The organism is Winogradskyella forsetii, from assembly GCF_013394595.1.
GTDB classification, from domain to species: domain Bacteria; phylum Bacteroidota; class Bacteroidia; order Flavobacteriales; family Flavobacteriaceae; genus Winogradskyella; species Winogradskyella forsetii.
This window is the reverse complement of the sequence record NZ_CP053348.1, coordinates 328740-349662: the sequence shown is the minus strand read 5'-3', so window position 1 is coordinate 349662 and position 20923 is coordinate 328740. Positions and strand designations below refer to the sequence as shown.

At 36.3% G+C, this 20923-nt stretch carries 10 protein-coding genes; 8 read left to right on the top strand and 2 right to left on the bottom strand.

Annotation, left to right across the window (positions count from 1 at the left end; translation table 11 throughout):
* Nucleotides 1-7: 7 nt before the first annotated feature.
* Together HM987_RS01515 and HM987_RS01510 are read right to left on the bottom strand one after the other, a co-directional pair.
* Complete coding sequence (locus HM987_RS01515) at nt 8-1972, bottom strand: sialate O-acetylesterase (RefSeq protein WP_179004587.1); 1965 nt, start codon at nt 1970-1972, stop codon at nt 8-10.
* A 13-nt stretch (nt 1973-1985) separates the two neighbouring features.
* Nucleotides 1986-4256 (bottom strand): glycoside hydrolase family 3 C-terminal domain-containing protein, encoded by a 2271-nt coding sequence (locus HM987_RS01510; RefSeq protein WP_179004585.1) that lies wholly within the window; start codon nt 4254-4256, stop codon nt 1986-1988.
* Between the two features lie 226 nt (nt 4257-4482).
* Here HM987_RS01510 and HM987_RS01505 point away from each other — a divergent pair, with 226 nt between their 5' ends.
* From HM987_RS01505 to HM987_RS01470, 8 genes are all read left to right on the top strand, one after another.
* A complete protein-coding gene (locus HM987_RS01505) occupies nt 4483-6624 on the top strand; it encodes an alpha-glucuronidase family glycosyl hydrolase (protein WP_179004583.1) in 2142 nt (713 codons plus the stop codon).
* Nucleotides 6625-6655: 31 nt separating this feature from the next.
* On the top strand, nt 6656-9559 hold the full coding sequence (locus tag HM987_RS01500; protein ID WP_179004581.1) for a glycosyl hydrolase 115 family protein: 2904 nt from the start codon (nt 6656-6658) through the stop codon (nt 9557-9559).
* A gap of 25 nt (nt 9560-9584) precedes the next feature.
* Nucleotides 9585-10727, top strand: coding sequence for an endo-1,4-beta-xylanase (locus tag HM987_RS01495; protein WP_229724555.1), 1143 nt, complete (start codon nt 9585-9587; stop codon nt 10725-10727).
* 11 nt (nt 10728-10738) lie between these two features.
* Nucleotides 10739-12172 carry an MFS transporter gene (locus tag HM987_RS01490; protein ID WP_179004579.1) on the top strand — a complete coding sequence of 478 codons (1434 nt, stop codon included), beginning with the start codon at nt 10739-10741 and terminating at the stop codon, nt 12170-12172.
* An 18-nt stretch (nt 12173-12190) separates the two neighbouring features.
* Nucleotides 12191-13228: a glycoside hydrolase family 43 protein gene (locus HM987_RS01485; RefSeq protein WP_179004577.1), complete on the top strand. Its 1038-nt coding sequence runs from the start codon at nt 12191-12193 to the stop codon at nt 13226-13228.
* Between the two features lie 456 nt (nt 13229-13684).
* The gene (locus HM987_RS01480; protein WP_179004575.1) at nt 13685-16798 is read left to right on the top strand and encodes a SusC/RagA family TonB-linked outer membrane protein; all 3114 of its coding nucleotides are present in this window, start codon (nt 13685-13687) and stop codon (nt 16796-16798) included.
* A gap of 13 nt (nt 16799-16811) precedes the next feature.
* Nucleotides 16812-18728 (top strand): RagB/SusD family nutrient uptake outer membrane protein, encoded by a 1917-nt coding sequence (locus HM987_RS01475; protein ID WP_179004573.1) that lies wholly within the window; start codon nt 16812-16814, stop codon nt 18726-18728.
* A 628-nt stretch (nt 18729-19356) separates the two neighbouring features.
* Nucleotides 19357-20868, top strand: coding sequence for a carbohydrate binding domain-containing protein (locus HM987_RS01470; protein ID WP_179004571.1), 1512 nt, complete (start codon nt 19357-19359; stop codon nt 20866-20868).
* Nucleotides 20869-20923: the final 55 nt, after the last annotated feature.

Sequence of the window (20923 nt, the reverse complement as noted above, 5' to 3'; positions counted from 1 at the left end):
CTATTCTTTAATTTTCTATCCTAAAAGGTGAAGCAGGCAAGCCTTCTTTGTTATATAGATTTGGGTTATCAGGATTATCTGCCCAAGCATAACGCACGTATTTTGGATTGGGCACCTCATCACTCCACACAACAACCTTATCGCCTTCTATTTTGGCTTTAGCCCAAACAAAATTTTTGTCGTCTCCTGCAATTGCAAATTCACTTAAAGGTGCTCCATCATTTGTTATTAAACCGCTACCTGTATTAGAAAATGATATAATTACCTTATTCGATTCAATTTTATAATCTTTAAATAATGGCCCTGAGTATACGAGATTCTCATCGTAGGCCAACTTTAAACCTGCAAGTGCCATGCGTTCACCAACATCCTTTTTATTATCTGGATGAATATCATTCCATTCTCCCAATTCAATATTTACGGTCATAGCTGTGTTTGGAATTGAAAGGGCATTTAATTGTGACTCCCTTAGCTCCGCCCAATTACTCTCGCTTGGCAAATAAGAAACATCCATAAAATTTGGTAATTGTGCATATATAAATGGAATTTCAGGTTGATCAAAAACACTTCTCAAACCTGAAACCAATGCTTCCATGTAACCCTTATAAGCTTTTGGATTTCCAGCGTTACTTTCGCCTTGATACCAAAGAATGCCTTTTAAAGGAAATTCCTTATATGGTGCGACCATTCCATTATACAATGCGGTTGGCTCGTTTTGCGGATTGATTCTGCGAGGTCTTGGCGTATCTGAATTTCTATTTGAAAGCGCAGAAAAATCAAAGGGCTTAAAAACCTCTCCAACCTTATATTGCCAATAACCTTTTAAATCTACAGTATCTTTTTCTGTAAATATATAATAAGGCTTATCGGGCACAAAACCACCTTTGCCGTAATTATTGGTAACACGCACTACAAATACATTTTTCCCCGCTTTCAATAGGTTTTCTGGCACATTATATCGTCGCTGAGGGTATTGATAAGTTTTCTCTCCAACCATAACACCATTAATATATAGTTGATCCGCATCTACAATTCTCCCAAGAAAAACTCTAGCTTTCTGTCCAACCATTGCCTTTGGAATATCAATTTCCCGTCTAAACCAAACCACACCATTTAAATCTTTAGCCCCTTGGTCCTCCCAATAACCTGGTATGTTTATGCGTCTCCAATTTTTTGGTTCAAAACTAATATCATACCATGGCTTTTCACCAATTAAGCCTTTATCCGTAATTTTGACTGCTTCCTTGTAAGAAGTAGGTTGTTTTTGTTTTTGACTATTTACAAAGGCTGTGTCTTTATTTTCTTCTATAATTTTTAAGATTTCAGGATATGACTTGTAACCTTCTTTTGGAATCCATGCTTCAATTGGTGTACCACCAACACTAGCGTTTATTAAACCTATTGGTATTTGATATTTCTTATAAATCTTTTTTGCGAAAAAGTAAGCTACTGCGGAAAAAGGCCTAACCTCATCGCCTATGGCTTTTTGCCATTCGCCTCCTGTTAAATCGTCTTGTGGTCCAGAAATATTGGGTGTTGTTGGCACTTTAAAATGACGAATACTTGGATTATTGGCTGTTTCAATTTCTTTCTCATAAAGTACATCATGAATGTCTAATTGATGTACCATATTCGATTGACCTGTACATAACCAGACATCGCCTATTAAAATGTCTTTTACATCTATTTCATTTTTGGCAGAAATCACCATAGTATAAGGACCTCCTGCTTTCATTTTTTTCAATTCTACCTGCCATTTGCCTTCTGCAGATGCTTTGGTTTTATACGTTTTACCCTTAAACTGAATCGTTACCTTTTCATTGGGACTTGCCCAACCCCATATAGGAATTTTAACATTGCGTTGCAGAACTATACCATCACTAATCAGTTTTGGTAATTTCACTTGAGCATTTGTAATGGTACTAAATAAAGTAACAAGTATAGCAATAGTAAAGGTTTGTAATTTATTCATTTGTAATAAGTAATTAATTGACTGTAATTTGCAATTCAGACATTTTTGGTGCACCAAGCTCTGTGCTTCTTTTCATTGGGCTTGAACCACCAATATAGATTTTAAAAGTTCCAGGTTCGATAGCTCTAGAGCCATCATCTAGCACAATTTCAAAATCCTTAGGTAACAATTGAAATTCTATAGTTTGGGATGCGCCAGCCTCTAAAGTGATACGTTTCGTATTTATAAGTTGAAAATTTGGCACTGTAACTGATGCTTCTTCATCTGAAATATACATTTGAACCACTTCATCGGATTTTACCTCTCCAATATTATTTACAGTAACCTTAACAGTAACTGTACTACTTTTAGAGATTGAAGTTTCGTTAGCTTCAATAGTACCATATGTAAAATTAGTATAACTTAAACCAAAACCAAATGGATACATCGGATCTAAATCCATATATTTATAAGTTCTTCCGGTCATGGCATAATCATCAAAAGCTGGTAACTGATCTAAAGATTTTGGGAAGGTTATTGGCAATCTTCCTGAAGGTGAAATAGTTCCAAAAAGAACATCTGAAACGGCTGTACCACCCTCTTCTCCAGGATACCAAACATATAAAACGGCATCAGACAATGCTTCTACTTCGGTAAGATTTATAGGGCTTCCTGCAGTAATTATAGTGATAATTGGTTTTTTATCGTTGGGATTTTTATCCGCTGTTTCTCTTAATTCGCGTAAATATTCAATTTGATTTTGTGGCAGATTATAATCTAATCGATCACCTGCTGTATTTGAATCTAATGAATCCCCTTCTTCTCCTTCTATCTGACTTGACACTCCTAAAACCAAAATGGTAACATCACTATTTCCTGCATGTCCTGTTGCATAATTTATAGGATTTATAGATGGTTTGTTAAGCATTGCACCTAATCGATATTGTAACTGACTTGTTGGCTCTATAGCTGCACTAATACCTTCTAAAATGGTTACCATATCTGAATTTACACCATAGTAATTCCCTAAAAGGATCTCTATACTTGCTGCATTTGGTCCAGTAACGAAATATTTAGACAAATCATTTTTCAAAGGTAAAATACCATTATTCTTTAAGAGCACAATGCTTTTTTGAGCCGCTTCTTTTGATAAAGCCCTATGCGATTCACTATTAACAACATCGAAAGAAATATGGTCAAACGGATTGCTTCCTTTTGGATCAAATAAACCTAATTTAAATCTTGTTTTTAGTAAAATTGCCAATTGATTATCTATTTCTTTTTCGGTAATTAGACCTTCTTTAACTGAATCACCTAAAGAATTATAGGTGACACCACAGTTCAAACTAACACCTGTTTTTATTGCTAATGCTGCAGCTTCAGCCGCTGTATTTACGCGGCCGTGGCCACCTTCATCAGGTTGGTTGAACAAATCAACTAATGCCCAGCAATCAGTTAAAACATGACCTTCAAATCCCCATTGATCTCTTAAAACGTCATTGATCAAATAGTTATGAGCACAACACGGCTCACCATTTGTACTATTATAAGCACACATTATGGATTCTACATCCACATCTACCAAAGCTTTGAATGCCGGAAGATAGGTTTCCCATAAATCTTTTTGATTGACTTCAGCATTAAATTCATGTCTCAACTTTTCTGGTCCACTATGAACTGCAAAATGTTTGGCACAGGCAGCCGTTTTTAAAAATTCAGGATTATCTCCTTGTAAGCCTTTTACAAATGAAGCTCCTAAAACAGCTGTTAAATAAGGATCTTCCCCATAGGTTTCTTGTCCTCGTCCCCAACGAGGATCTCTAAAAATATTGATGTTCGGTGTCCAAAACGTTAAACCATTATATTGGTTATAATTCCCATTTTCTGAAGTTGCATTGTATATAGCTCGTGCTTCATCTGAAATGGCAGAAGCCACTCTAAAAGCTAAATCTTCATCAAATGTAGCTCCTAAACCAATAGCCTGAGGAAATACAGTTGCTGCCACTCCTCTACCAACACCATGTAAAGCTTCATTCCAATAATCATAAGGTGGTATATTAAAGCGCTCAATCGCAGGTGTGCCGTTAACCATTTGAGCAATCTTTTCTTCAAGGGTTAATCTTGAAATTAAATCATTTACTCTTTCATCCATAGACAAACCAGGATTTTGAAAAGCGAATTCGAAACTTAAAGAGGACGCTTCTTGTTGTTGGCTTTCCAATTTACTTTCTGATTTTTCATCACAAGAAATTAGATTTAAAATACAAATAAGAATCGCTAGAAGTTGAAAGAATGATTTGCCCATAGAGTTAATATTTAATAAATTATTCATTCATTTAATGAAAAAATAGACCTAATAATTTTTTGTAAGATAATTGATTTTTTTTGCGCAACACAATCGGTTGCAAATTATGAATTTTTTACTATCTTCGCAATTATTCTTGTGATATATTGAGAAATACGTATTTAAGAGTGGTTCATATTCTAAATGTCTAAATATCCGATTCTAAACTATAAATCAAAATAAAAATATGCTTAAAAAACTGGTCTTATTTGTTGTGCTTTTATTTTGTCTTAAATCATTTGCCAATGATGGTTATAAATTGTGGCTACAATATGATTATATTAAGAACGAAAATTTAAGGTCTGAATATCAAGCCGCTACTAGTAATTTAATGTCATTTGGCACTTCTGAAACCATTAAAATAGCGCTAAAAGAATTGGAGTTAGGGCTTAATGGTATGCTTGGTTCTGACTATAAATCCGCATCAAAAAATAGTGTTTTGATTTTTGGAAATAAAACAAATTTAAGTAACGACATTCTTCAGAAATTAGGAAATTCTTTTACTGAAATTAATGAAGAAGGCTATATTATAAAATCATTATTCCTAAAAGAAAAAAATCACATTGTTATCAGTGGCAAAACAGATTTAGGTGTTCTTTACGGTGTTTTCAACTTTTTAAAACACATTCAAACGCAAAAATCCATTAAGACCCTAAACATCAAAGATTCTCCTAAAATTGATATAAGAGTCTTAAACCATTGGGATAATTTGGATAGAACCGTTGAACGCGGTTATTCTGGTTTCTCAATTTGGGATTGGCATCGCCTACCCGATTACTTGGATCCGCGTTATACCGATTATGCTAGAGCCAATGCGTCTATTGGAATAAATGGTACGGTCTTAAATAATGTAAACGCCAACGCCTTAATTTTAACACCTCAATATTTAGATAAAGTTGAAGCCTTGGCCAATGTTTTTAGACCCTATGGTATTAAAGTATATTTAACTGCACGTTTTTCAGCACCTATAGAAATTGGCGGACTAGAAACTGCAGATCCTTATAATAATGATGTAATTCAATGGTGGGCAGAAAAAACAAAAGAAATTTACGAAAGAATACCTGATTTTGGCGGTTATTTAGTAAAAGCAAATTCTGAAGGCCAACCAGGACCACAGAATTATGACAGAAATCATGTTGATGGCGCCAACATGCTTGCAACTGCCTTAGAGCCCTTCAATGGTGTTGTGATGTGGCGGGCATTTGTGTATTCTGAGCACGATGTAACCGATAGAGCCAAACAGGCCTATTCGGAATTTGTGCCTTACGATGGTCAATTTAAGGACAATGTACTCGTTCAAGTAAAAAATGGCCCTATAGATTTTCAACCTCACGAACCCTTTCATCCTATGTTCGGTGCTATGCCTAAAACCCCATTGATGATGGAGTTTCAAATTACTCAAGAGTATTTAGGTCAGAGTACGCATTCCATTTACTTACCTAAGCAATACGAAGAGGTTTTAAATTCGGACACCTATAGAAAAGGCAAAGGATCTACAGTGGCGAAAGTTATAGATGGCTCACTTCATGACAAAAAATTAACAGGTATTGCTGGTGTTAGTAATATCGGAAATGATGTGAATTGGACAGGAAATCCCATGCTACAAGCCAATTGGTATGGCTATGGCAGACTCGCATGGAACCCTTATTTGAGTGCTGAAGATATTGCAGAGGATTGGTTACGGAGTACTTTTTCAAATGATAAAAGATTTATAGAGCCTGTTAAGCAAATGATGATGACAACAACAGAAGCTGTCGTAAATTATATGACCCCTTTTGGCTTGCATCATATAATGGCTACAGGTCATCACTATGGTCCAGGACCTTGGGTTTCCAATCTCTCTAGACCCGAATGGAATCCTGTTTATTATCATAAAGCCGATAGTCTAGGGGTTGGGTTTGATAGAACACCAACGGGAAGTCATGCCACAGAACAATATGCGCCAGAGGTTGCAAAAAAATTCAACGATTTAAAACGTATTTCAGATGAGGATTTATTATGGTTTCATCACGTTGCTTGGGATTATAAAATGAAAAACGGCAAAACGCTTTGGAACAATATGGCATTGAAATATCAAGAAGGTGTAGACCAAGTGAAACAAATGATGGAAACTTGGGAAAACATGAAACCATTCGTTGACGAGCAGCGCTATAACAACATTAAAATGCTATTAGAAATTCAATATAAAGAGGCCAAGTGGTGGCGAGATGCTTGCTTACTCTATTTTCAAGAATATTCAAATATGCCATTGCCAGAAAGCGTAGATAAACCAACTCAAACTTTAGACTATTTTCAATCGTTAAGTTTTCCTTTTGCACCAGGAAATTAGATAATAAAAACTAATTATTTTTCATTAAAGAATGACATACTCAACTAACAGAATCACATTGAAAACAACACTTATATTATGCTTATTTTTCCTTGTTTCCAATGCCCAATCCACAACCAACGAGAAGTACGTTACCACAAAAGCTTCTAAAGAAAATTTCCCTTTAGCTTCTAACGGCAATGTTGCTTCCATTTTAGTAAGCGATGATGATTTCGCAGGTGTAAAACGTGTGGTCGGCCATCTTCAAAATGATCTTTTAAATGTTACTGATACTAAAACATCCATTCTTAATAGTAGTTCCATAAATGAGGACTACGTTGTAATTATTGGTACTTTAGACCAAAGCCCAATTATAGATCAGTTAGCCAAATCTGGCAAAATTGATGCTAAAAAACTTCAAGGGAAGTGGGAAAAATTCACCACTCAAATTGTAGAAAACCCTATGTCTGGCATTAAAAAAGCGTTAGTAATTGCAGGTAGCGACAAAAGAGGAACCATCTATGGTATTTATGATTTATCTAATCAAATAGGCGTTCATCCTTGGCATTTCTGGGCAGATGTTCCGGCTAAAAAGCAATCAGAATTACACGTTCTTCCTGGTGTGCACACCAAAGGGGAGCCTAAAGTAAAATACAGAGGAATTTTTATTAACGACGAAGCACCTGCTTTAACAGGTTGGGTTGGTGAAAATTATGGAAAATTCAATGCTGAATTTTATGATAAGGTTTTTGAACTCATCTTAAGGATGAAAGGCAACTATATTTGGCCATCTATGTGGCAACCTAGAATGTTTTATGAAGACGATCCTCAAAATGGCATATTAGCAGATGAATACGGCATTGTGATGGGAACATCACATCACGAACCCCTTACGCGCGCTCACGAAGAGTGGTCTCATAATGGTGGTGGCGAATGGAATTTTGAAACTAATACCGAAGCCTTGACAGAATTCTGGAAAGGCGGTTTGGAGCGCATGGGAGATAAGGAAACTCTAGTTACGATCGGAATGCGTGGCGATGGCGATGAATCTATGAGTGAAGGCACAGCAATAGAATTACTGGAGGGCGTTATAGATGCCCAACGTAAAATTATAGCCGATGTTACAGGCAAACCTGCTGAAGAAACACCTCAAATTTGGGCACTATACAAAGAAGTACAAGATTATTACGATAAAGGTATGGAAGTACCCGATGATGTTACCCTATTGTTGTGTGATGATAATTGGGGTAATATTAGAAAATTACCAAGTCTAGATGCTAAACCTCGAGAAGGTGGTTTTGGTATTTATTATCACTTTGATTATGTAGGCGGACCAAGAAACTATAAATGGTTGAATACCAACCAAATTGAGCGCACTTGGGAACAAATGCATTTAGCTTACGAGCATGGCGCTAACCAAGTTTGGATTGTCAATGTGGGAGACATTAAGCCAATGGAATTTCCGATTCAATTTTTCTTGGATTATGCATGGAATCCTGAAGCTTGGAACGCTGATAATTTACAAAATTACTACACGCAATGGGCTAACGAAGTTTTTGATGGTATAGAAACTGAAGCCATCGCTAACATTATGAAAACTTACACAAAGTTCAATGCACGAAGAAAACATGAATTAATTGACCCTTCAACGTATAGCTTAACCAATTATAACGAAGCCGATACCGTAGTCTCAGAGTATAATACTTTAGCCGAAAAAGCACAAAAAATCTACGATGAACTTCCCGGAAATTACAAGGATGCTTATTATCAATTGGTATTATTTCCCGTTCTGGCAAGTGCCAACCTTAATGAACTCTATGTTAGTGCAGCAAAAAATAATTTGTATGCACAACAAGGTAGAGCCGCAACAAATAAATATGCCGATAAGGTGCGCGAATTATTCATGAAAGACCGTGAGTTAACCAATTTTTATCACAACGATATGGCTGATGGCAAATGGAACCACATGATGTCTCAGGTACATATTGGTTATGAAATTTGGCAAGAACCGAGATTTAATCAAATACCAGAAACTTTTAAAATTGACCCAGCTGATAATGCAGAAATGGGTTTGTCTGTAGAAAATTCGAAGGAATGGTGGTCTGGAGATAATGACAATGCTATGCTTCCTGTTTTTGACCCAGTGAACAACCAAAACTATAGCATTGAAATATTTAATCGAGGTACAGAAACCTTTGACTATTCAGTTGAACCTAAGGATGAGTGGATAATAATAAATGAAGCCTCAGGTCGCATTGAAGAACAAAAAACCATTGAAATTAGCATCGACTGGGAAAAAGCACCAAAGGGTAACCATACATCCATGGTCACTGTATCTGGTAATGGAAAAGCTATTCCTGTTCATCTAAAAATAAATAATTTCGAAACAAAAAAAGTTGAGGGATTTGTTGAAAATAATGGTTACATAGCCATAAATGCAGCGGATTTCTCTAAAAAACATGCACCGAAATCATTTCAATGGAAAGTGGTTGATAATTTAGGAAAAACAGGTGCTTCCGTAATCTCATTACCAATAGACAAAGGCCGGGTTGAACTGTCTAAAAAATCACCAAAATTATCTTACGATATTAATTTACAAAATACAGGAACAGTTAAAGTGCATATGTACTTTTCGCCTACCATTAACTATTCAACAAGGGAAGGCATGTATTATGGTTTATCGTTTGATAAAGACTCACCAACACTAGTTAATTACGATTCGGATCCTAATATTTTCAACTATAATGGTAAAGTTCCAAAAAATTGGCATAGCAACGTTGGAGATAATATAAAGATCGTTACTACAGAATTTAAAATTGACAAGCCAGGAAATCATACCTTAAACTATTATAGAGTGGATGAAGGTTTAGTACTGCAACGAATCATTATAGAAACTGAAAAAAGTAATTTAAAGGAAACCTATTTAGGGCCACCTGCAAGTTTAAAAATTGATTAATTATGAAATTAACTAAACAAAAATAATGATGAAAATATCAAAACAAATCCTACTAATCCTAGTAATGTTTACAGTTGTATTTAGCTGTAAAAAAACTGAAGAGGCACCTTCACAGCCAAATACCCTTAGAAATGTTTATAAAGATGCATTTTATATAGGAACCGCAGTAAACCGATTTCAAATTGACGAAACGGACTCTACCATGGCAGCCATTGTTGGTAAAGAGTTTAACAGCATTACTGCTGAAAACATGATGAAATCAGTACACATGCATCCGAAAAGAGACACATTTAATTTTGAAATAGCAGATAAATTCGTGGCTTTAGGCGAAAAATACGATATGTTTATTCATGGCCACACACTGATATGGCATAGTCAGCTCTCACCATGGTTCAGAACTATAGAAGATAGTTTAGAGTTTGCTGATGTTGCCGAAAAACATGTGAAAGATATCACAACACACTTCAAGGGAAAAATTGATTCTTGGGATGTTGTGAATGAAGCTTTAAATGAAGATGGCACTTTAAGAAACTCTATTTTTCTAAAAAAAATGGGCGAAGATTATTTAGCATCTGCCTTTAAATGGACCGCAGAAATTGATCCTGATGTAGATTTATATTACAACGATTACAACATGACCAATGTTGATAAACGAAAAGGTGCGATTAGAATGGTAAAAAATATTTTAGATCAAGGAATTAAAGTAGATGGTATCGGTATGCAAGGTCACTGGCACTTAAACTCACCTTCTCTTGAAGACATTGAACAGAGTATTTTGGACTATTCGGAACTTGGCGTTAAAGTCGCAATAACAGAATTAGATGTGAGCGTTTTACCAAATCCTTATGATTTAGAAGGTGCAGAAATAAGTCAAAACTTTGAGAACAGTGAAGGTATGAATCCTTATAAGGAATCGTTACCAGATTCTATTCAAGTAAAATTAGCAAATAGGTACAAAGACATTTTCAACATCTTTCTTAAACACAAAGACAAGATTAGTAGAGTCACTTTTTGGGGCGTAAGTGATGGACAATCTTGGTTAAATGGTTTTCCAATTAGAGGAAGAACCAACTATCCATTACTTTTTGATAGAGACTTAAAACCCAAAGCGGCTTATGATAGTATTATTGCTTTGAAAGAAAGATTTGACAAACAACCTGCTAATTAACTCGTACTTACATGAGCTTAGAATCACATAAATTATCCGTAAAAGAAAAAATCGGATATAGCTTGGGAGACCTTGCCGCAAATTTAGTTTTCCAAACGTTAGTTACCTATTTAGCCTATTTTTATACGGATATTTATGGACTTAAAGCCAACGACGCTTCTGCCGTCACCTTAATTGTTGGGCTAATTGCTGCTTTTGCATTTAACCCACTAATGGGTGTTATAGCAGATAGAACGGTTAGTAAGTGGGGAAAATTTAGACCATGGATTTTATGGACCGCAATTCCTCTAGGAGTTGCTGCTATGTTAGCCTTTAGCACACCTGATTTTTCGTACAAAGGAAAAGTCATTTATGCCGTTATTACCTATACCCTTTTGCTTTTATTGTATGCTGCTAACAATTTACCATACTCTGCTTTAAGTGGTGTAATTACGGGCGATATGAAAGAACGAAATAGTCTTTCGGCTTATCGATTTATAGCCGTTATGGGTGCACAATTTTTCGTTCAGGTGTTTATGTACGATTTAATTTTGAAAGCAGGCGACGGTAATAAAGCTGCTGGAATGGAAACTGTAATGACTTGGCTGGCCATTATTGGTACAGTTATGCTATTAATCACGTTTTTCACTACCAAAGAACGCGTTGTACCAAAACCAGAACAAAAATCAAGTATTAAAGAAGACTTAGGCGATTTATTCAAGAACAAACCTTGGATAATTATGCTCACCCTTACCACGCTCATTTTTGTAACTTTAGCTATGAAGGGAGGTTCTTATGTATATTATTTTGAAAACTATGTAAATCAAGAAAGTCTTAACGCCTTTTTAAATCCACTAAAAAGCTTCTTACCTACCTTTGAGAATGATACATCCTTAGGCTTGGGTGTTTTTAATGGTGGCGGAATTTTGGTAGGGCTATTAGGTATAGCACTTTCAAAAAAGCTTGCGGACAAATACGGCAAACGTAATGTTTTTGGGGCATCTTTATTTATTTCAACCTTATTCATAATATCATTCTATTTCTATCCTCCAAAAGCAGTAGGTATCATTTTTGGAGCGCAAATATTACATATGTTTTTCTATGGTATTAGCACACCTATATTATGGACTATGATTGCAGATGTTGCCGATTTTTCTGAATGGAAAACTAACAGACGAGCAACCGCTATTATTTTTTCGGCAATGATGGTTGGTCTAAAAGGCGGTTTGAGCATTGGTAGTGCTCTTGTGGCTTGGATTTTAGGATTATATGGTTATATCACAAAAGAAGCTGCAATACAAGGCGTCCCAACGATACAACCCGAAAGTGCTATTGAAGGCACGCGGTTATTAGTAAGCATATATCCTGCCATACCCTTTTTAATGGGTGTCGGTCTATTATTTTTCTATGAAATCAACAAGAAAATGGAACTACAGATTGAAGCAGAACTCAAAGAAAGAAGATAACATTTAAATTACAATACAATGCCTGAAGATAATATAGAACATATTGATTTCAATGCTTTAAATAAAAAAGCTATCGCACAACCGCTTGTTTCACATATTTATACAGCAGATCCTTCCGCTCATTATTTTAATGGAAAAATTTACATCTATCCTTCGCACGACATTGATGGTGGTGAAGCATTCGATGATTTAGGCAGCCATTTTGCAATGGAAGACTATCATGTGATATCAATGGATACTATTGATAGTGAAGCTGTAGATAATGGTTTAGCTCTACATGTGAAAGACGTTGCTTGGGCCGAAAAACAAATGTGGGCACCAGATGCTGCTCACAAAGACGGTAAATATTATTTATTTTTTCCAGCAAAAGGTTATGATGGTATTTTTAAAATAGGTGTAGCCATAAGTAATTCGCCAACAGGACCATTTACACCACAACCCGAAGCCATAAAAGAGAGTTTTTCCATAGATCCTGCAGTTTTTGAAGATGAAGACGGAAGCTATTATATGTACTTTGGAGGTTTATGGGGCGGACAACTACAACGTTGGAGAACAGGAACCTTTAATGCTCAACAACCCGATAGTCCAACCGCACATCTTCCTGAAGATGATGAAGTATCCCTTATGCCAAAAGTGGCTAAAATGACTGATGATTTATTAGAGTTTGTAGAAGCACCAAAAGACATTATGATTCTTGATGAAAATGGTCAACCGATATTGGCTGGTGACAACGATAGACGTTTTTTCGAGGCCGCGTGGCTACACAAGCACAATGGTAAATATTATTTTTCATACTCAACAGGAGACACCCATTTTATATGTTATGCCATGGGTGACAGTCCGTATGGACCTTTTACTTATAAAGGTATCATTCTGGAACCTGTTGTAGGCTGGACGTCGCACCACTCTATTTGTAAAGTGGAAGAAAAATGGTATTTATTTTACCATGACTCTAGTTTATCAAAAGGAGTGACGCATTTGCGATCTGTTAAGGTGAGTGAGCTTATTCATGATGACAGCGGCCTAATCAGCCCCTTAAAACCTTACAAAGAATAAACTTTACCGTGATTGAAGATAAGAATCATTAAAACGTCTCTGATATAAGAATCATTTAGGTTAACCCCAATAGCTAGTTAGCATATTCTTATTAAAAGTATGGCAAAAAAATATTTTTAACAAAATTTTTACACAATCGGTTGCTTTTTAAAAATGTATTATTTACATTTGATAATATAATACAGACATCGGACAATATAGAACATGTTTTTTTAAAAATTTCAATATAACAATTCAAATAAAATCCCTATATGACGAAAAACTCCTTTAATCATTAACCCTAGTTTCCAAAGATGCTAGCTAAACTCAAAAAATTATAAATAAATTGAAATAATGAATCAAATAATGATAGTCTGATTTTTCATGATTGAACTCATATTATAATAGTCATTACTCAATTTTCTTAAAAAGACTCATTAACTAATTAATTAATTTCAATTTCTAAACTAAATTTATATGACGAACTTTTTATTTTTTAAAAGGAAAAATATTAAATGGTTAGGATTTTTATTTCTAACTGTATTCTTTTGCGCAGGAATGAATGCTCAAGCAACAGTTACTGGTAAAGTTTCTGATGCTGAAGGTCCAATTCCTGGAGCGAATGTGATTTTAAAGGGCACTAGCAATGGTGCAGCCACAGATTTTGATGGTAATTATACCCTCAATAATGTGCCTTCAGATGGTATATTGGTATTCAGTTATTTAGGATACATCACAAAAGAAGTCCCAATCAACAATCAAACGAATATAAATGTAACTTTAGAGCCCGATTTGGCTTTGTTAGACGAAGTAGTTGTAATCGGATACGGAACCCAGAGCAAAGAATCGGTTACTGGTTCTGTGGTTTCTATTAAGGGTGAAGAATTAAATGAAGTGCAAAGTGCCAACTTTCAACAGGCCCTTCAAGGTAGAGCAGCAGGTGTGAATATCCAAACTACTAGTACCAGACCTGGGTCAGCTCCTCAAATACGCATACGTGGAGTGCGTTCACTCTCCGCAGATAATAATCCATTAATTGTCCTTAATGGGATACCTTTCGCAGGTGGAATTAACGATATTAATCCTAATGATATTGAGAGCTTAGAAATTTTGAAAGATGCCTCAGCTACAGCTATTTACGGCTCTAGAGGAGCAAATGGTGTTATCCTTATTACAACTAAAACGGGTTCTAAAGGACAAAAAGCCAGGATCAACTATAATACGTTTTACGGGATAAAAGAAGTGTTTGCAAAGTACCCTTTAATGAATTCTGCCCAACTTATACAATTGCGCGCCGATGTTGCCGCTAATAGAGGTGGCACCCCAATTTATGGCTTAGCAAATGATGAGTTTTTAGGCAACAACACCGATTGGCAGGATTTATTATACGGGAGTGGATTGATAACTACTCACGATATCAGTATCCAAGGAGGTAGTGAAAATGGCTCCTATAATGTGGGGATGGGATATTTTAAAGAGACTTCTCCGGTTCCTGGCGATTCTTTTGATAGGTATTCTTTACGTGTTCAGATTGATCAAAATGTGGGTGACAATATACGTTTTGGTGTAAACTCTGTGACCAATTTTAGTGAAACCAGTTCTATAGTTGGTGTTGGAGGTGCATTATCAGCTTCTCCTCTATTAAGCCCATTTGATGAAAACGGTAACTATTTAGAATCCGTTCGTCTTCAAACTCAAGCTGATAATTTATGGATTCCAACCAGAAACGAAATTAATCGAATAGGAGATGGCCGGGTGAATGAACAACTGGATTTCGGTACTTATAATAATATTTATGGTGAAATAAAACTATTTGGAGTTGAAGGATTAAAATACCGATTGAACCTCGGTTTAAATTATCGTTCATCTAGAGACGGCAATTTTACAGGACAAGGGGTATTTAACTTTAATCCGACTACTATTTCCTCTGCAAGTTATGACAGTTCAATATTATGGGACTATGTGATTGAAAATCAATTACTTTACGACCGTACATTTGGTAAGCACAAGATCAATTTTGTAGGATTGTTTTCTTCACAAAAAAATCATTTTGACAATATAGGTCTAGGGGCTCAAAACATTCCAGATGAAAACTCTTTATGGTATAATTTGGACTCAGCGTTACTCGAGGATCTTACAAGATACGGAACTGGGTATTCTGAGACGGGCTTACTATCTTATATGGCAAGGGTACTTTATCAATATGACAACCGTTATTTACTTACTGCCACTTTACGTACAGATGGTTCGTCCAGATTGGCTCCTGGCAAGAAATGGTTTACTTATCCAGCAGTTTCTGTGGGATGGAACATAGCTAATGAATCGTTTATGGAAAATGCAGATTGGGTAAGTCTTCTTAAGCTTCGTGCAGGTTATGGCGAAACTTCAAACCAAGCTATTGCTCCTTTTTCGGTTCAAGGCCGATTATCGCAAGTAGAATATAATTATGATACCACATTTGCCAATGGCTTTTTCGTGACGCAATTACCTAACCCAGAGTTAGGATGGGAATTCTCGGAAACCTACAACTACGGTCTTGACTTTGGGTTTTTTAATAATCGTTTATCAGGAAGTGTTGAGTATTATATAACGCAAACCAATGATATATTATTAGGTCTCGGACTTCCACCAACATCTGGGGTAGGCAGTATCACAAGTAATATCGGCGCAACAGAAAACCGAGGACTTGAAATTGCTCTTAACGGGACTATTTTTGACGATCCAGATGGTTTTTCTTGGGACGTAGGAGTTAATGTGTATACAAATAGAAACGAAATAACGTCCTTGGCCTCAGGTCAAGTTGAAGATGTAGGCAATCTTTGGTTTGTAGGTCAACCACTAAACGTTATTTATGATTATGATCGTGTTGGGCTGTGGAACGAATCTGACCCTGATTATCAATTTTTTGATCAGTATGAGCCCGATGGGACTTTAGGTATGGTAAAAGTACGTTATACAGGAGATTTTAATGATGATGGCTCACCTACCAGAGCAATAGGTGAAGAGGACCGCGTAGTTATTGATCCAACGCCAGACTTTTTAGGTGGATTTAATACACGTTTGGCTTATAAGAACTTTGATTTTACAACAATTGGGGCATTTCAAAGCGGTGGAGTATTAGTAAGTACTTTGTACTCCTCAAGTGGTTATTTAAATTTACTGACTGGGAGAGGCAATAACGTTGATGTCGATTACTGGACGCCATCCAATACGGATGCTAAATACCCTGCTCCTGGTGGAGTACAAAGTGGGGACAACCAAAAATATGCTAGTACCTTAGGTTATTTTGATGGTTCTTATTTAAAAATACGCGCCATGACTTTAGGATATAATTTCAATCCCAAAACTTTAGATAAAACAGGTATAGAAAGACTTAGAATTTATTTTACAGCACAAAATCCGTTTGTACTTTTCTCCCCGTTTCATGATGAATCAGGGCTAGACCCTGAAACCAATTCAGGAGTAAACGGAGATGGAACGCGTCAAAACGTCGCAGTTAACACTGGGAATATTTCAGGTGGTATTCCTACTATTGGAACCAATGTACCAACAACTAGAAACTTTTTGTTAGGATTGAATATAACATTTTAAAAAAAAGATTACCATGATAAAGATTAGATTTAAAAACATATCAATAGCAATATTGTTAATTGCATTGTTTGCAGGCTCTTGTTCAAAAGACATAATACAAGAGGAACCACGTGGTGTTTTTACACCGGAATTCTTTCAAACAGAATTAGGGGTTCAAGGAGGACTAACCTATTTATACGAAAATTTACGGGATATCTATGGGTTCGCTTATTTTTTCAACATGGCTGAGACGGGAACGGATGAGTATGTTCCAGCTCAAAGTGCCGATAACAATTTTTTTGACCTAGATCTTGCAGGCCAAGGCCAACTTCGTCCAGAAACTGGTTTTTCAATCGGAAGGCCTTGGGGTGCCAGCTGGCCAGCTATCAATACAGCTAGTGGAATCATAGAAAATGCAGCGGCCGTTGGTCTTGACCAATCGTTAATTGCTGAAGCTCAATTTTTCCGTGCCTTTTACTATTTTTTAATGGTACAAAGTTATGGAGGTGTGCCTTTGGATTTGGGTTCTGGAGAATTAGCATTTAATCAAACCGCTTATAGAACATCAGTACGTAATACCGTTCCTGAAGTTTATAGTCGAGCAATTCTACCAGATTTGGTTGCCGCGGTAAATAATTTGCCTGAGAGCCCAAGAATAACAGGAGCAGTAACTAAGAATGTAGCACGATTGTATTTAGCAAAGGCTTATTTAACATACGGTTGGTGGCTAGAAAATCCTAACGGTATTCCAACTTATCCGGATACACCTAGAATAGATCCTGATGGTAATGGTCCTTCATACTATTATCAACAAGCCTATAATTTAGCTGTTGAGGGTATTGACAACCCTGGACCTTACAGCTTATTAGAGTATTTTTATGATGTCCACGACGGCGCGAACGATCGCCATGCTGAAATGATGTTATATGCAGAACGTACAGAAGCAAGTGCTATTTATAATGGTGCAATTGTAACCGGATTTGGCGGAACAGACGACACTAATGCAGCAGTCTGGATGGCAACCTCAAATTATACTACCATTAGTGTAGATGGTGTTGCAGCGGTACAACGAGAAGCTGCCCAAAGTTATGGGCGTCCATGGACCCGTATGGCCCCTCCTATAGGCGTTTTTACAGAGACTTTTAATGACAAGGACATAGATTCTCGTTACGATGGTACATTTGTAACTAGTTACAGAGGTAACTGGGACAAAGCTGATGATCCTACGCCTAGCTTAACAGCTGCCAATGGTCTTGAAATAGAACCTGGTGATGCCGTAGTATCCTTCTTGGACGAATATGATCCAAGCGTGAATTATGTTAACGGCGGAAATATTGGTGGAGGTGAAATACCAGGTCGATCTGATTATGTGATCAATTTAAACGAAATAAACAGAAGATTCTATCCTGGTTTATGGAAGCTAGGAACTTATCGAACAGATAATGCTGGCGGACTAGGTGAACCAAATGTAGGTGTTACCCGTCCATTCCCTATTGCTAAATATTCAGAATTTTATTTAGTAGCTGCTGAAGCTGCAGTAAAGGGCGCATCGGGAAGCTATACGGCTAGGCAATTGGTAAATGTGCTTCGTGCGCGTGCCGGAATGTGGCGTTTTGACAATGGTGAGCAAGAAGAACGTATTGAAGATAATAGCGCCGCCATGTTAAGCGCAACGCCTGCAGTTATAGATATAGACTATATTCTTGCCGAACGTTCACGAGAGTTTTTCGGAGAAGGTTACCGATGGTACGACCTAGTGAGAACTCAAAAATGGAATGAATATGCAGACACTTATGAAATTGGTGGAGACGATGCTTCAGACCATAGTCCTACTGTGACAACCAGAACCATAGAACCCTATCACTATTTAAGACCAATACCCCAGAACCAGATAGATGCTATGGAAGCGACTGCAGAAGAAAAAGCTGCGTTTCAAAATCCAGGGTATTGATTGCATATTGAAATTTGAGTTAGTCGGAAATGCAATTTTGAAGAGTGGGCTGTTTTTTATAAACAGCCCCTTTTTTTTATTAATCTTAATAATTTTTATATATTATTTATCATCAATATGACATACAATCTGTTTTTCTTAAATTAATGTCATACCCCTTACTTTTATCTCTTGTTCCTAGTATTCTAATTTAAAATTTCAAAATATTTGATCTAGATTTAGAAATCCAATTCAGATAAATCATTTAATAAACCAAAATTAATTCAATTTATTTTTAATAAAGCTTTCTCCCAATTGAAAACAAAATTGATAACTTAAAATTATTCATAAACTAGTCAAAAAAGTACTTTTACTAGATTCTTAAAAAAGAGATTTAAATTATAAAAAAAACATTCGCAATCGGTTGCATTTTTAGATAATTTATGTATATTTACGACAATGATTTTATTAACGCGTTTTTTTGCTTTTATATTAATTAGAATCATAATTAATTTTATAATCAACAAAAACAACATTTAGCGCTAATATTTGATTTGACGACATAATTGATAAATTTTTGTTGAAATAATCAACTTAATTTATTTTTTGGATAGGACAATAATTTTTAGTTTAATTAAATAGTAAAAGTATGTTAAAAGCTCTAAAGTTAATGGGTGTTTTTTTGATTGCTGTCGCAATTAGTTTTTCAGTAGTAAGTTGTGAAGACGATCCTGATTTTGAAGAAGTTGTCATCAACAGTGTCTCGCCAGATGAGATTTTTCTTGGTGAAGAGGTAACACTTGAAGGGGAAAATTTTGATGCAGTTTTATTTGTGTTTTTGAATAATGATCAGATTCCCTTTCAACGTGATGGAAATACTATAACTTTTACAACACCAACTAATGGAGGTGTCGGAGACAGAACAATTACATTGGTAATGCCCGATGGTTATATAGTAACTACAGACATTACATTAGTTGCGCTACCATTCCCAATCATTGAAGCCCTTTCTACCAATGCTGCTCAAGCAGGAGAAGAGGTAACAATTAAAGGAACATCTTTAGACGACCTTCAGTCGGTAACAATTGGGGATGTGGAAGCAAGTATTGTTTCGTCATCAGCTACAGAATTAACAATAACTGTTCCTTCAGGACTTCCGGAAAATTTGCCAAGTCCTATTAAGGTAGTAACTGTTGGTGGAGAAGCAATTGCGGCCGGTAATTTTTATGTAGGCGAAAATCTGCTTCTTAATGGCGGTTTTGAAGATGGTGCAGGTGATGATTTTACCAATTGGACTAAAAATAATGGTGGAGACGGAATGACAGCCACTACAGCAGAAGGCGAAGCTTATTTCGGTAGGTCTCTTCGTGCACTTGCTGTTGGTGGAGACGCTTGGAGAACCCAGTTAGCGAGTGATGCTGTGTCAGTTGAAGTTGGTGTAGAATACACCTTGTCTATGTGGATAAAAGCCCAGTCAGGGACACCAGGAGATGGTGGTAATGTAAGATATTCAACCGCTCCAGATGCACTTTATAGTGGCAACTATGACATTACCACTGAATGGCAACAAATTGAATGGGTATTTACTACTAATACATCACCAGTTAGTGCGGTATTAGATCTTGGTGTTATCGCAAATGCGGTTTATTTTGTTGATAATGTAACATTAGTAGCCACTGGTCTTTCTGGTCCACAGCCCACAGAGATTTTGCTTAACGGTGGATTTGAAGAAGGTGAAGGTGATGAATTTGAAAATTGGAATAAGAACAATGGCGCTGATTTATTGACAGCTACAACTAATCCGGACGAGGTAAGAAGTGGAGATAGAGCACTTAGAGCAGTTGGTTTTGGTACAGACGCCTGGAGAACGCAATTAGCAAGTGATGCTGTACCAACGGAAGATGGTGTAGAATATGAAGTGAGTTTATGGATAAAAGGCGAGGCTGGTACACCAGGTGATGGTGGTAGCATTCGAATGTCAACTGGCGGTAACGGTGACCCACAATATCAAGGTGATACGACTGTGACTACAGAATGGCAGAAGGTTGTGTGGCTATTAACTGCTAACAGTACCCAAACACAAATTGTTTTGGATCTCGGAGCTACTGAAAATGCAGTATATTTTATAGATGATGTAAGTTTTTTGGCCCCACCTGAATAATTATATTTAAATTCAATATTTTAAGGCTGTCATTTGATGGCCTTTTTTTATATTT